The sequence below is a fragment of the Nosocomiicoccus sp. HMSC067E10 genome (assembly GCF_001810835.1).
Taxonomy (GTDB): domain Bacteria; phylum Bacillota; class Bacilli; order Staphylococcales; family Salinicoccaceae; genus Nosocomiicoccus; species Nosocomiicoccus ampullae_A.
The window spans coordinates 1-14335 of record NZ_KV802776.1 but is presented as its reverse complement, the minus strand read 5'-3'; the positions used below and the strand labels follow the sequence as shown (position 1 = coordinate 14335).

General features: G+C 35.7%; 17 protein-coding genes. 13 read left to right on the top strand and 4 right to left on the bottom strand.

The genetic code is table 11. The annotated features are described in order from the left end of the window. Positions 1 to 27: 27 nt before the first annotated feature. From HMPREF2767_RS08770 to HMPREF2767_RS07300, 6 genes are all read left to right on the top strand, one after another. Positions 28 to 204 (top strand): hypothetical protein, encoded by a 177-nt coding sequence (locus HMPREF2767_RS08770; protein ID WP_168162127.1) that lies wholly within the window; start codon positions 28 to 30, stop codon positions 202 to 204. 64 nt (positions 205 to 268) lie between these two features. Then, the gene (locus tag HMPREF2767_RS07320; RefSeq protein ID WP_068128709.1) at positions 269 to 772 is read left to right on the top strand and encodes an acyl-CoA thioesterase; all 504 of its coding nucleotides are present in this window, start codon (positions 269 to 271) and stop codon (positions 770 to 772) included. A 9-nt stretch (positions 773 to 781) separates the two neighbouring features. Further along, a complete protein-coding gene (locus HMPREF2767_RS07315) occupies positions 782 to 1555 on the top strand; it encodes a regulatory protein RecX (RefSeq protein ID WP_070456308.1) in 774 nt (257 codons plus the stop codon). Continuing rightward, positions 1545 to 1859, top strand: coding sequence for a YfhH family protein (locus tag HMPREF2767_RS07310; protein WP_068128706.1), 315 nt, complete (start codon positions 1545 to 1547; stop codon positions 1857 to 1859). The genes HMPREF2767_RS07315 and HMPREF2767_RS07310 overlap by 11 nt, the downstream gene beginning before the upstream one ends. Further along, on the top strand, positions 1859 to 3352 hold the full coding sequence (locus tag HMPREF2767_RS07305; RefSeq protein WP_070623553.1) for a P-loop NTPase family protein: 1494 nt from the start codon (positions 1859 to 1861) through the stop codon (positions 3350 to 3352). Before HMPREF2767_RS07310 ends, HMPREF2767_RS07305 begins: the two co-directional genes overlap by 1 nt. Before the next feature lie 8 nt (positions 3353 to 3360). Continuing rightward, positions 3361 to 4098: a hypothetical protein gene (locus HMPREF2767_RS07300; protein ID WP_070623550.1), complete on the top strand. Its 738-nt coding sequence runs from the start codon at positions 3361 to 3363 to the stop codon at positions 4096 to 4098. Positions 4099 to 4131: 33 nt separating this feature from the next. Here the strand turns inward: HMPREF2767_RS07300 and HMPREF2767_RS07295 are convergent, their stop codons facing one another. Then, positions 4132 to 5103, bottom strand: coding sequence for a metal-dependent hydrolase (locus tag HMPREF2767_RS07295; protein WP_070623547.1), 972 nt, complete (start codon positions 5101 to 5103; stop codon positions 4132 to 4134). A 40-nt stretch (positions 5104 to 5143) separates the two neighbouring features. Here HMPREF2767_RS07295 and mutY point away from each other — a divergent pair, with 40 nt between their 5' ends. From mutY to HMPREF2767_RS07275, 4 genes are read left to right on the top strand one after another with little or no spacing between them, the layout of a single operon-like run. Further along, positions 5144 to 6163, top strand: coding sequence for an A/G-specific adenine glycosylase (gene mutY / locus HMPREF2767_RS07290; RefSeq protein ID WP_068128699.1), 1020 nt, complete (start codon positions 5144 to 5146; stop codon positions 6161 to 6163). 54 nt (positions 6164 to 6217) lie between these two features. After that, entirely contained in the window at positions 6218 to 6760 is a 543-nt protein-coding gene (locus tag HMPREF2767_RS07285; protein WP_040928242.1) for a nucleoside tri-diphosphate phosphatase, read from the top strand. A 30-nt stretch (positions 6761 to 6790) separates the two neighbouring features. Then, entirely contained in the window at positions 6791 to 8533 is a 1743-nt protein-coding gene (locus HMPREF2767_RS07280) for an ABC transporter ATP-binding protein (RefSeq protein WP_070623544.1), read from the top strand. Further along, on the top strand, positions 8530 to 9138 hold the full coding sequence (locus HMPREF2767_RS07275; RefSeq protein ID WP_070623541.1) for a DNA-3-methyladenine glycosylase: 609 nt from the start codon (positions 8530 to 8532) through the stop codon (positions 9136 to 9138). Before HMPREF2767_RS07280 ends, HMPREF2767_RS07275 begins: the two co-directional genes overlap by 4 nt. 32 nt (positions 9139 to 9170) lie before the next feature. Here the strand turns inward: HMPREF2767_RS07275 and HMPREF2767_RS07270 are convergent, their stop codons facing one another. Then, on the bottom strand, positions 9171 to 10277 hold the full coding sequence (locus HMPREF2767_RS07270; protein WP_068128692.1) for an FUSC family protein: 1107 nt from the start codon (positions 10275 to 10277) through the stop codon (positions 9171 to 9173). A gap of 11 nt (positions 10278 to 10288) precedes the next feature. Continuing rightward, positions 10289 to 11581 (bottom strand): glutamate-1-semialdehyde 2,1-aminomutase, encoded by a 1293-nt coding sequence (locus HMPREF2767_RS07265; RefSeq protein WP_070623538.1) that lies wholly within the window; start codon positions 11579 to 11581, stop codon positions 10289 to 10291. A 140-nt stretch (positions 11582 to 11721) separates the two neighbouring features. On the opposite strand from HMPREF2767_RS07265, the gene bcp reads away from it, so the two are divergent. From bcp to perR, 3 genes are all read left to right on the top strand, one after another. Next, a complete protein-coding gene (gene bcp, locus HMPREF2767_RS07260) occupies positions 11722 to 12168 on the top strand; it encodes a thioredoxin-dependent thiol peroxidase (protein WP_083302083.1) in 447 nt (148 codons plus the stop codon). A 1-nt stretch (position 12169) separates the two neighbouring features. Further along, a complete protein-coding gene (locus HMPREF2767_RS07255) occupies positions 12170 to 13111 on the top strand; it encodes an NAD(P)-dependent oxidoreductase (RefSeq protein WP_070623531.1) in 942 nt (313 codons plus the stop codon). Positions 13112 to 13183: 72 nt separating this feature from the next. Then, positions 13184 to 13630: a peroxide-responsive transcriptional repressor PerR gene (gene perR, locus HMPREF2767_RS07250; RefSeq protein ID WP_040928235.1), complete on the top strand. Its 447-nt coding sequence runs from the start codon at positions 13184 to 13186 to the stop codon at positions 13628 to 13630. 12 nt (positions 13631 to 13642) lie between these two features. Here perR and HMPREF2767_RS07245 read toward each other — a convergent pair whose 3' ends face one another. After that, the gene (locus HMPREF2767_RS07245) at positions 13643 to 14026 is read right to left on the bottom strand and encodes a DUF2614 family zinc ribbon-containing protein (RefSeq protein WP_070623528.1); all 384 of its coding nucleotides are present in this window, start codon (positions 14024 to 14026) and stop codon (positions 13643 to 13645) included. Positions 14027 to 14335 lie beyond the last annotated feature (309 nt).

The window sequence follows — 14335 nt, the reverse complement described above, 5'->3', positions numbered from 1 at the left end:
GAAAGTAATGATTCGGAGGTAAAAGCTATGTTCTCATTCGGATTTTTTGGAATGACGTTAAGTATTTTAATTGCTGTTTCGATTACTCTCGTCGCTGTATTAGGTTTCGGCGGTGTAGTTTTCTATTTCTTAGCACAAGCGTTCAACAGTGAAGACGCACTTGTTGTTGATACGAGAGAAGAAGCATTAAACCGTAAAATTTAACACATAATTTTAGAGGAGACGATGATCTCCTCTTTTTTTACTTAAAACAAATCGAGGTGACAACATGATTAAGAAAATGTCAGAGTCATATTCAGTAAAATCAGCAATTGTTTTCCCGCAACATACGAACAATTACAATACGATGTTTGGTGGCGTGTTACTCTCTCAAATTGATGATATCGCAGCAATCACTGCAAGACGCCATTCAGGAACGCAAGTGTTGACTGCATCGATTGACTCGATGGACTTTTTAAAACCGATAGAGCTCGGTGATATCGTCGTGTTAGAAGGTGTTGTGACACATACAGGTACTTCATCGATGGAAATTATGGTAAAAGTATCTCGTGAAAGTCACGGGAGTAATGAAAAGAAACTCGCAGGGTTTTGTTTTATGACATTTGTCGGTGTCGATGAAAACGGTAAGCCGGTACCTGTTCCTAAAATTGAATGCGACTCAAACACGCTACAATTTTTAGTCGATAGTGCAGACGTGAGAGTAAAACGACGTAAAGAACGATTAACACATACAAAAGAGCTCGCAACATATATTGAACAAGAACTTTTTTAGGAGGACGTTATGAAAGTAGAAAGAGTCGTGCAGTTAAAAAATAACTTTTACGACGTATACTTTAGCGATCAGTCTAAATTAAAAATACACGAAGAATCACTCGTAAAATACGAGCTATTGCCTGGCCGAATAATTTCTAAAGATATGCTAGACGATATAAAAACATCAATTGAATTCGACCGAGCATATATTAAAGCAATTCAATATATATCGTATAAAATTCGTTCCACTCAAGAAGTGATCGACTATTTAAAAGACGAGTATGCGGTGGATATTATTAATCAAACGATTATTCGTCTAAAAGAAGAACGATATATTGACGATGCACATTATGCGACGAGTTTAAGTAATACGATTTTTAATACGACAGATAAAGGACCAAAACACCTTGAACGTAAGTTGTTCGAAAAAAACATCGATGAAAATATAATCGTCGAAGAAGTTGAACGATTTAACGACAAAGTCGACGAAGGGCGTATTGAACGAATCACTCAAAAAGAGTTAAAAAAATATAAAGGTTCGTCAAATCATTTCGAAATGAAGTTACGTCAAAAACTGATGCGTGATGGTTATACGAACGCACATTTTGATTTTATTCCGTCAGATATTCAGTTTGACGACACTGATTATTTTGAGAAAGAATTTGAAAAATATTATAATAGATTGAAACGTAAATATGAAGGATTTCAACTAAGACAAAAACTAACAGCGTCACTGATGCGCCGTGGGTTTAGTTACGATCAAATTAACGAGAAGTTAGAGGGAATTGAAGATGAGTTTTAGTACGATGACGAGAGTTGAATTAGAGCGATACATTCAAGAGACGCGTGAAAAAATGCGTAAAGCTGAAATGATGGGTGTCGAAAATGAATACCGCGTATTAGAGCGTCAAGCACTAATTGCGGAGTGTTATATGATCGACTTATCACTCATTCAACCAGGGAAAATATATAAAGTGATTGCAAACGAAGATCACTACTTTAAAGTCGAATATTTAAAAGGTGTGTTTGCGTGGGGCTTTTACATCGGTGGAGACGAACCAGAAACAGCAATACCTGTAAGCTTACTTCAACTGGATAAAAAGTAATGCAAGATATTATTCTTCATAAAGCGACAGGAATCGTCTACCATCATAAAGAGCGCACGAAAGATACGCGTTTCTTTTTAAAGCCGACGTATCTCATATTACGAGACATTAATACGACATTATACCGAGGAGAAGTTCTCGGTATACTCGGTGATTATTCAACTTTAAAGTATTTAAAAAATGTGTTTTCTGGACATTTAAAACCTGAAGAAGGTCGCGTGAAATACGACGTCTCATTTTTAAGTTTAGACGTTGAAGATCATCTTTTAAACGATAAACCTCTACATACGTTTATAGCTGAAATATTAGAAGAGTATATGACAGAGCGAAAAGTGAAAGAGTCGCTCGAATCGTTAAAACGTCATCCACTCTTTTTTGACTACTGGGAAAACTCAGTGAGTCAATTATCGCGTCAAGATATCGCAGTCATTTTGATGGAACTATCGTCAGAGATAAAAGCCGATATTACGTTATATAATAACTTTTATCGTTATTTAAACGACGATGGTTTTAAACGATTAAAATTCATCATTAATACGTTAGAATCTCGCGAGCTCGGTGTGTTTTTACTCGAGTCGAATTTCGTACCGATTGAAAAACTTGCCAACCACTTCGTATGGCTCAGTTATGGCCAAATGCGTTTTGAAGGCACCGTTCAAAATGGTCGTAAAGTGTATAACGATTATATGAAACTACGTTCTCAAATTCGTAGTACGGATGAAGAAGCGCTTTTTGATTTAGATTGGAAAGAGCGTATGTATGAACCGATGAACTTTAAGCACGGTTTAAAACGACGAAACCGAAAAGGTGAATCGGTCATCGATACGTTAAACATACAAAGACTTATTATCGCGTTTGTCGTTTTCTTTACGATGGTACTCTCATACTTTTTAGTCGTTATGGATTTTGAATTCACAAAAGAAGAGCATCCATTTGTAGAAGTTGCTGAAGAAGAAGAGGAAGAGACACAAGTCGAAAGGCTGCGTTATGCGTTTATAATTAGTGATGACGTCACTGTCAATGATACGTCTATACCTAAATACGCCTTAATCGCTATCGATGAATCTAATAAAAAGAATGTGACGACAACGATAGATAATGAAACAGTAAAAATACCGATAGACAACGTCGTATTATTTAACCCGTCGAGTATGTATGAGACGATTGATTACGACACGATGCTTCAGTATATGAATGATCAATTTTTAGACAATCATCTTTTTTATGCAAACTACTTAAACGTAGACGTTAGTCATATTGAGTCAGACTTTAGATTATCGCGTTTAGATTCATATGAAGCAGAAGTTGAAGGTGTCGATATAACATTTTTATTAGACCGTGATACTTCAATTGGTTTAATGACGAGTGGAAAAGAAAGTGACAAAATAAAAAGTGAGTTTAACATTACAGAAGATTATAAAATTTTTAGAACAGATGGTGGATTTGTATTATATGATGCACCAAATAACAAATGGATTTATTTAAGTAGATAGGTGAAACTATGAATCATACATTTCAATATTTATGGAAAAAGACATTTACGTTCCGTGGGCGTCACGTCTTAGCGAGCTTAATTCCGACGTTCATTTATATCTTCTTTATGATTATATTAATTGCAGGACTCACATTTTTATCAGCGGACCAAATGACACGACTCACTTATTTTGTAATCGGTATAACAGCAGTCGTTTGGTTATACAACTCAGCGATGTTGAACTATTATGAAATATTTAGAAAAGACTCGATTATACGGATGAATTACATTCCGTTATATTTAAGAGTATTACCGACAATTGTATTCCAAACAGTGCTTTATATATTGTTTACAATTCTTTATAGTGCGATACTTTCACTAAGAACGGCTGATTTTATGTTGAAATTATTCTCGCTTGGATATTACGTCATACTCGGTATGATTTTAATCGTTCCGTTTACGATATTTTATATTCAACTTCGTCAGCATATAAAGTGGAAGCATACAGATAAAGCACTACTCGTTATTTTATTAATTACGACACCTGTATTTTACATCGGGGATAATTTACCGACGATTTTACAAAATATATTAACGTTGAACCCATTTTACTACATCATTTACGGGATTGAATTATCTGCAATAAATGTTTCGTGGTCGACGAATAGGATTCCGACAGATCTATTATTTTTATCTGAGATGACATTAATATATATGGCGTTATATGCAGTGTACACAAAGACAAATATATATATGAAAAAATAATTCCCATTGAATTGATATTCAATGGGAATATTTTTAAGTGACTTTACTTTGGAGTTTTTCTTCAGAAAATACCCAACCTGTAAAGCTCGATTTAATGTCGTTTGTGTCTTGATTTATAATGATAATACATACGAACGGGTAGTGTCCATTTTGTAAATATCTTAAATCGATGTACCTTACTTCGATATGTGACCGATCGACTTGTGTGACTTCATATCGGTAAATACTTGAAAAGTAGGTAAACGCATTAAAGTCTTTGTTTGACTTTACGATTTCGTATAACTCTTCTTCAAGTGGACCGACTTTGTCGAACTCATCATATATAACGACTTGTGTTTTAAACGCTCGACCGACGACAAACTTGTCTTTTGTGACGAGCGCGATACGCCACTCGAAAAATTTAATCGTCGGCATAACAAATAGTCTTAGAATTTCAGAATTTGGTAACAGTCGACTGACTTTTTTCATCAGCATGCGTTTATACATTGCACGCATGACATAATAAATAGCGAGTAGACTATAAATGATGAAAAATAGTATGACTGGGTTAAATCCAAATGCCCATAAAACTAAATATAGTGAAAGTAATATTAATATTGGAATATCGATCGTGTTGATAATACCGAGTTGAATCCAACGGTTATCAAAAAATCGCAACGCTTGCGTACCGTACATATTAAATATGTCAACAAACACATGTAAGAACACAGCAAGCAACGACCATAAATACATATGGAAAAAATCTAGGCCGAATATTACGTTTGATACAGTCGCGAGTAGAAGCGGCCAAATGACAAACGTAAATGGTAAACTATGTGTTAACCCGCGGTGGTTTTTAATGTACGTCGCATTATCTTTTGCTTTTAATACCGTATCGATATCCGGGATTAAACTTGCGGCAACCATCGTTGAAGCGAACCCAACAGTGACAGCGTCAACGTGTGGGTCGATTGTTGCGAGTCCAACGAGCGTACCACCCATTAATCCGTGTGTTACAGTATCCATATATAAAACCTCATTTAATATATTAGAATAGGTGAAAAATTTGAACTATAAATTGTTTAACGAATCACTTTTAGATTGGTATTATGAAGTGCGCCGTGATTTACCGTGGAGAGAAACTTCAGATCCATATAAAATCTGGCTATCTGAAGTGATGCTCCAACAAACTCAAGTGAAAACCGTCATCCCTTATTATAATAAGTTTATCAAAAAATACCCAACACTTGATTCGATTGCGAACGAAAACAGTGAATCGCTACTGAAAGAGTGGGAAGGGCTAGGTTATTATAATCGTATTCGTAATTTCCATGAAGCGGTCAAAGAAGTCCAATCAAGTTATCAATCCGAAGTTCCAAATCAACCTGAAACGTTCTTCACATTAAAAGGTGTCGGACCGTATATCGGCGGTGCGGTTCAGTCGATCGCATTTAATCATAAAATTGCCGCAGTGGACGGGAATGTCCTTCGTGTTATGACAAGACTCACTGAAGACTCTAGAGACATTTCAAAACAAAAGACGATTTCCTCAATTAAAGCACATATAGAAACGTTTATGCCAGACGATGCGGGTAATTTTAACCAAGCAATGATGGAACTCGGTGCAACTGTTTGTACACCACGCGCACCAAAATGTATTACGTGTCCAGTTCAAGCACACTGTGAATCATTTAAAAATAATACTGTTAATCTATACCCGTTTAAGAAGAAAGCTAAAGCTAAAAAAGAGTTGTATTTTAATGTCTATCTTATCCTAAATGATCAGAATGAAATTTATCTCTATAAAGAAACGAAAGACTTACTCCAAGGCATGTACAAATTTCCAAAATTTGACGTCGACACGAATGTAGAAACGATAGAGGATAAATTACACATTGAATTATCTCAACCTCAATTTTTAGGAGAAGAAAAGCATATATTTACTCACAAAGTATGGTATATGAATATATACGTCGTTCATACGACGTCTACAAATGACCATTTTGTACCACTAAATGAGGTACGAGAACTTCCGATGAGTGTTGCGATGCAAAAAGTATATAAATATATCGATGAAACGATTTAGTAAAGTTCGTATGTTGAATGTGATATACTAACAAAGTAAAAAGAGGTGTGGCGAATGATTAAAGAAACCATACCGAAAACGGGTGAAACCGTCAGAATACAAAGTTATAAACACGACGGTAACATTCATAGAGTGTGGAAAGAAACTACAATTTTAAAAGCGACAGATAGTATTATCATCGGTGGTAATAATCATACACTCGTCACTGAAAGTGATAATAGAAAATGGGTGACGAGAGAACCTGCGTTAGTATATTTTCATAAAGAAGCATGGTTTAACGTCATTGCGATGTTTAGAGAAGACGGCGTATATTATTATTGCAATTTAGCTTCTCCATACGTTTATGATGGTGAAGCAATTAAATACATCGACTACGATTTAGATATTAAATTATTTCCAGATGGGAAATACTTTTTACTCGATGAAGATGAATACATCCAGCATAAAAAAGAGATGAGATATAGTAAAGACATCGATGATATACTGCATTATCAAGTTGACACACTCCAAGAATGGATCGAAGAAAAAAGAGGCCCGTTTGCGGAAGATTTTGTACACATATGGTATAAACGTTATCAAGAATTAAACCAATCGTAAGATTGGTTTTATTAGTGTAGGGGGGATTTCTTGGTTAAACGGTATTTAAAATTTGTTAAACCGTATACGTGGCACGTGATTTTAACGATTATTATCGGGATTATTAAATTCGGTATTCCATTACTCATTCCGTTACTCATCGCGTACACAATCGACGACGTGATTCTCGTCGACAATTTAACAAATGATGAAAAACTCGATAAAATGTGGCGCGTACTTATGCTGTTTGGTGTCATATTCGTCTTAATTCGTCCGCCGGTTGAGTATTTAAGACAATATTTAGCACAGTGGACGAGTAACAAGATTTTATATGACATTCGTCATTATTTATATGCGCATTTACAGCGTTTAAGTTCGAAATATTACGCGAACAATAAAGTCGGCGAAGTAATTTCACGCGTCATTAACGACGTAGAACAAACGAAAAACTTTATCGTCACTGGACTTATGAATTTATGGTTAGACTTAGTCACGATTTTAATCGCGTTAGGTATTATGTTTACGATGAACGTTCAACTGACGCTCGTATCGATGATTATATTTCCGTTTTATATTTTCGGCGTATGGTATTTCTTTTCTAGACTACGCCATTATACGCGTGAACGTTCACAAGCAGTGGCAGAATTACAAGGGTTTTTACATGAAAGAATTTCAGGTATTAACGTGATCCGTAGTTTTGCGATTGAGAATTACGAACAACAACGATTCGATAAAGTAAACGATAACTTTTTAAATAAAGCGACAACGCATGCAAAATGGACAGCGTATAGCTTTATGACGGTCAATTCGATTACAGATATCGGACCGTTACTCGTTATCGGCTTTGGTGCATATCAAGTTATAGAAGGAAGCTTAACGGTCGGGGTACTTGCAGCGTTTATCGCGTATTTAGACCGATTATATGGACCGCTTCGTCGACTCGTTTCTTCATCTACAACGTTAACACAAAGTATCGCATCGATGGACCGTGTGTTCGAGTTGATCGATGAAGAATACGACATCGTCAATAAAGAAAATGCGTATGAATTAAAAAATGTAAAAGGTGAAATCGAATTTAACGACGTATCATTTAAATATAATGAAGATACACCACTCGTTTTAAATGATGTTAATGCAAATATTGGTGTCGGAAAAACTGTCGCGTTTGTTGGAATGAGTGGTGGGGGTAAATCTTCACTCGTATCACTTATACCTAGATTCTATGAAGTGTCAGACGGACAAGTTCTAATTGACGGACACGATATTAGAGACGTTACGTTACATTCATTAAGAGATAATATCGGTATGGTCATGCAAGATAATATTCTCTTTTCTGATTCGATTAAAAACAATATTTTACTCGCAAAACCAGATGCGACTGACGAAGAAGTGTACCGTGCAGCAGAGCGCGCGAATGCTTCAGCGTTCATTGAGAATTTACCAAATGGTTACGATACAGAAGTCGGTGAGCGTGGTGTGAAGTTATCTGGTGGTCAAAAGCAAAGAATTGCAATTGCTAGAGTCTTCTTAAAAAATCCACCGATTCTTATACTCGATGAAGCAACGAGTGCTTTAGATTTAGAAAGTGAAGCGATTATTCAAGATACGCTAAAAGAACTAGCGCACGACAGAACGACGATTGTCGTTGCACACCGACTCTCTACAATTACACATGCTGACACGATTTACGTCATCGAAAATGGTGAAATTGTAGAAAGTGGAACGCATGAAGAATTACTTGCTAAAAATGGTGCGTATTTTAGACTTTATAGCATTCAGGATGTTGAAGTATGAGCTATTTAGATCTTGAGTTTTTATCAGAAGATACGTTAAAAGCAGCAAAAGAGTTACTCGGTAAAAAAATTGTAACGTATACAAATAATATAAAAACGAGTGGGTATATTACTGAAGTCGAAGCGTATTTAGGAACGAAAGACCGTGCAGCACATACGTTTACTGGAGTAAAAAATAAAAAGAACAGTACGATGTTTGAACCGTACGGTCATATATACGTCTATACGATGCATGGACATCACTGCATGAATTTTGTCACAACAAAAGACTTACCTGAAGGGATTTTAATTCGAGGAATAGAACCCGCTGAAGGTATTGAAGAGATGATTTTAAGGCGCGGTCGAGAAGTGAATCTTACAGATGGACCGGGTAAATTAACTGAGGCACTTGGTGTTAAAAGAGACACGCATAACGGTAAGATATTAAATACAGGGTACGTCGATATTTACGACGGTAAAATCCCTAAGGAGATCGTTGCGACACCACGTATCGGAATCGATAATAAAAAAGAAGCGGTCGATTATTTATACCGCTTCATCGTAAAAGGCAATAAACATGTTAGTCGTTTTAAAGGAAAACAAGATGACAATAACGGCTGGCAGTAAAAAACGTTCGATGAAATTCATCGAACGTTTTTTTAATCTAAAGTTTCTTCAGTAATTGATAAATCTTCGTCATTTGCGTGATATTTAAAATAGCTATTAGTAATACGGTCCGCATTTTCTATAGACGTATGGTACTCGTTAATTGCGGTAATACTGTTTAAAATGTTTTCGTATCGTAATCGAACGTCTTCACTAATGAGTTTATGATAATCATCTAAAAAGTGTTCGATTAGCGTGTTTTCATAATGGTATAGATTATCTTGGTAATACTCTGACGTTTCTGGTGGGATTTTCTCAGAAATTTTGAGTAAGACTTGTTCATGATACGCAATCAGTAAGTCCATTTCATAGCGAATTCGGTTAATAAAGTCTTCAGTTAAATATTTATAGTCATTTTCAAGTTTGTTTAAACTTTCTAACACATACCACGCGTTACGCGTCATCTGAACGACTTGTCTAAATAATATTTTACTACGTAAGTCACCAAGTTTCGTTTTTCTGAGGTATGGTTTTTCTTCTTCGTACCAGGCGTATAATGTTTCTAATTTAGTGACGCGTTTATCGAGTGATTTCACATCTTTACGAATAGTGATTGCGTCACTCGCACCGTTTAACTCTAATCGAATGAGTTTAAATATGTCGTTACTGATGACGACAGAGTGATTATATAGCCGGTCTTCATATTTAGGAGGAATTATAAATAAGTTAATGACTAACGCACATAATACACCAATCATAACGAGTGAAAATCGAATAATTGCTGTTTGTAAAAAGTCTCCAGTCGTCATGTCAGCACCGAGTGGTTCATCCATAATTGCGATTACTGTAACGACAGCTAAACTCGACACACTTTGTAAATTGAAAAACATGAGTATTGAAAGAACGAGTATAATCGTTAAACCGATGACGATTAAGTTACTTTCAAATAAAAGAACCATGACGATCGCTGAAATTGCACCGATAATGTTTCCTCTAAACTGGTTCCACGTTTGAGAAATACTGCGGTGCACGTTTGGTTGTAGTGCGTTCACTGCAGCGATACCAGCGATTAACCCTGGTGTTAAACCGAGCAATTGCACGACGAGTAATGTTAAAACGACCGCGATTCCCGTTTTTAATATTCGGGCGCCAAACTTCATAGCACCATCTCCTAAAAGTCTTCTTTAAAGACCGCTTCAATAATGTTAAGCGTATCTTCGATATCTTGATCCGTATGTTCAGTTGTAATAAACCAAGCTTCATATTTAGAAGGTGCGATGTTAATACCACGGCGAATTAGCCCGTTAAAGAACGTGCTAAATGCTTCACCGTCAGTATCTTCTGCACCGATATAATCCGTCACTGTTTTATCTGTAAAGTAAATTGAAAAAGCCCCAACTTTACGGTTTACAACTGCTTTAATATTATATTGTTCGATTAATGATTGAATACCTTCAACTAATCGTTTACCTTTACGATCTAATTCTTCATAAACACCGTCTTGTTCTAATACTTCTAAACATGCGATTCCGGCAGCCATCGATAACGGGTTACCCGCCATCGTACCTGCTTGATATGCAGGGCCAAGTGGAGCGACTGATTCCATAATATCTTTACGTCCACCGTATGCACCGATCGGAGTACCACCACCAATAATTTTACCGAGCGCTGTTAAGTCTGGTTTTACACCAAGTAAATCTTGTGCGCCTCCGTACATAAATCTAAACGCTGTAATGACTTCGTCATAGATGACGAGTGCACCGTGTTGATGCGTAATTTCATTGACTGCTTCTAAGAATCCTTCTTTTGGCTCGACGATACCGAAGTTACCGACAATTGGTTCAACTAATACACCGGCAATTTCATCTCCAAAACGTTCAAACGCTTGTTTTAAACCTTCAATATCGTTAAATGGAACGGTGATCATATCTTTCGCAACAGCTTCCGGTACACCTGCAGAGTCTGGTGTGCCGAGTTGAGCTGGACCACTTCCTGCTGCGACTAATACTAAATCTGAATGGCCGTGATAACAACCTTCAAATTTAACGATTTTGTTACGTTTCGTATAAGCGCGCGCGACACGGATCGTTGTCATAACTGCTTCGGTTCCTGAGTTTACAAAACGAATGCGTTCTAAGTTTGGCATTGCGTTTTGAATTTTTTCAGCAAAGAATACTTCTTCTTTTGTCGTCGTACCGTAAAGAATCCCTTTTTGGCTTTGTTCGACGATCGCTTTATGAATATGAGGGTGTGCGTGTCCTGTAATAATTGGTCCGTAAGCTGCTAAATAATCGATGTACTTGTTACCATCGATATCATAAAAGTACGCACCTTCCGCGCGGTCCATTACAACCGGTGCACCTCCACCGACTGCTTTATATGATCTAGATGGTGAGTTTACTCCGCCTAATATAATATTTTCTGCACGATTTCTAAATTGTTCTGAATTTTTATGACTATACATATATGTGTCATCCTTTAATATGAGATTATTATTTATATAGTAACATATTTACACTCACTCTTTAATTAAGAAGATAGACGTTTAAAATGTTTATATATAAGGTATATTATAAGAAACAATTTATTTTAGGAGCGATAGAGATGGAACAATTTCCACAATTTAAATTAGAAAATCAAGATGGAGATATTATTACGAATGACGATTTAAAAGGATTAACGGTTATTTATTTTTATCCAAAAGATAATACTCCAGGTTGTACGACTCAAGCGTGTGATTTACGCGATAATATAGAAGCGTTTAACGACTTAGATGTTACGGTATATGGTGTCAGTGGAGATAGTAAAGAGTCTCACCAAAAATTTATCGAGAAAAAAGACTTAAACTTCGATTTATTAGTCGATGAAAATAATGAGCTTGCGAGTGCAGCGGGAGTTATCGGAGACAAAACAGTTTTCGGTAAAAAGGTTCGAGGTATTGTCCGTACGACATTTATCGTGAATGAAAATAATGAAATCGTAAAACGTTTTGACAAAGTGAGTCCTAAAAAACACGTCGAACAACTACTAGAATTCTTAAAAGAGGGATAATATGGTAAAAATTTTATCAAATGCAGAACTAGATGAAAGTAAATTAAAACAACTAGAAGAAAAAGGCGTTGAATTTAAATACGTTTCTAATAAAGAAGACTTAACTGAAGACTTACTTAAAGACGTTGACGTTTTTAATACGTACGGCGGGAATTTAAAAGAAGATATGGTAGATCTTTTACAATCAGTTAAATGGATAAACGTCATGAGTGCTGGTGTCGATAATATTCCAGAATCATTATATAAAAATAAAATCATTACAAATGTGAGTGGTATTCATAAAATACCGATGGCAGAATATACGATTGGATTACTATTAGCCCATTATAAGAAGTTATATGAGGCGTATGATAATCAAAAGAACAAAAAGTGGGATTATAAATTAACAGGCGGAGAACTCTACGGTAAAACAGCGATTATACTTGGAACAGGTGAAATTGGTAAAGAGCTCGCGCGACTGTTAAAAGCGTTCCATGTAAAAGTAATCGGATTTAATACGAGTGGTAGAGATGTCGAGTATTTCGACGAAACTGAAAGCATTGATAATGTAAAGAATAGACTGAGTGAAGCGGATTTTGTTGTCAGCATTTTACCGAGTACGAAAAAGACGAGAGGATCTGTAGATATAGATTTCTTTAAACATATGAACGATGAAGCGGTATTCGTAAATATTGGGCGCGGTGATCTTATCGAAGACGAGACATTAAAACACGTGTTAGATAAAAAACTCATATCACATTTAATACTCGACGTATTCAATGACGAACCTTTAGACAAAGATGCGTTCATTTATGAATATGATAACGTCACAATTACACCTCACGGAAGCGCACGGACAAACCGATATACTGAACGTGCACTCGATATGTTTTTAGATAACCTAGAGAATTATTTAAACGATGAAGAACTATTTAATGTCGTTTCCTATGAGAAAGGATACTAACATATTTGACATTGTGAATGGGTTATTTGTAAACTGTAATTATATAGATGTAACGAAAGTAGGTTAAACCCTATGACAATTATCGATTGCGATACAATGTTTAATGAGTCGATTGAAAAGTTAAAAGAGACAGGAGTTAGAATTACTCCACAACGTAAAGCAGTGCTAGAGTATTTAATTGAAACAGAAACTCACCCGACTGCAGATGAAATTTTTAAAGCATTGTCACATAACCATAAAAATATGAGTGTTGCGACAGTTTACAATAACTTAAAACTATTTAAGGAAGTCGGTTTAGTAACAGAGTTAACATATGGTGATGCATCAAGCCGATTTGATTTTAAAACTTCACCACATTATCACGTCATTTGTAAAGACTGTGGTAAGATTATGGACTTTCAATATCCAGCACTTGAAGAAGTGGAAGAACTCGCAAGTCTTTTAACAGGTATGGAAGTCGACGGGCATAGACTAGAACTATATGGTCGATGCCGAACATGTAACAAAAAAGAAGATTAGAAGTTATAACTTCTAATCTTCTTTTTTTAATTGTTCTTTAAGTTTTTCGCGGCGGTGTTTTACGTTGTAGTCGATGTTAAATTCCTCGCCCTCTAAATCTTTATCTAAAGTTAGTGGTTCTTTACAATGTTGACAATAATCGACTGTGCCTAAAATCTTTGTATGTTTACCGCAGTTTGGACATTGTACTCTCACTGCACGTGCACTAATCATGCCGACGTAAAAGTAAATAACAAAACTTAAAAGAATCGGTATTACACCGAGTATTAAAAAGATCAGCATTAACCACGGCGTCGATCTAAAGAACATTCCCGCATACATAATAATCATACCGATAAAAATTAATGCGAGTGCCCATCCACGTATACGTAATATCTTATTACCTGGAAGTCTCATATTTTCACCTCAAAACTTATTATATACAAAAATCATTTTATATTGTATTATAGAGAAAGTCTTTCTTGAGACGAATTAATTTTTAAAAAACTTATAAAAACTCTTGACTATATTTTCCGAGGTGTTATTATAGAGTAGTCGCTTCAGTAACGGCGACAAAAATCAAGTAACATATCATCAAATCAAAAAGTTTTAAAAATAATTTTTAAAAACTGTTGACAAGATAAAAACTACTTGATATAGTTAAGAAGTGTTCGCTTCACAGCGACGCAAAAACAATGAACATTGAAAACTGAATGACAATATGTC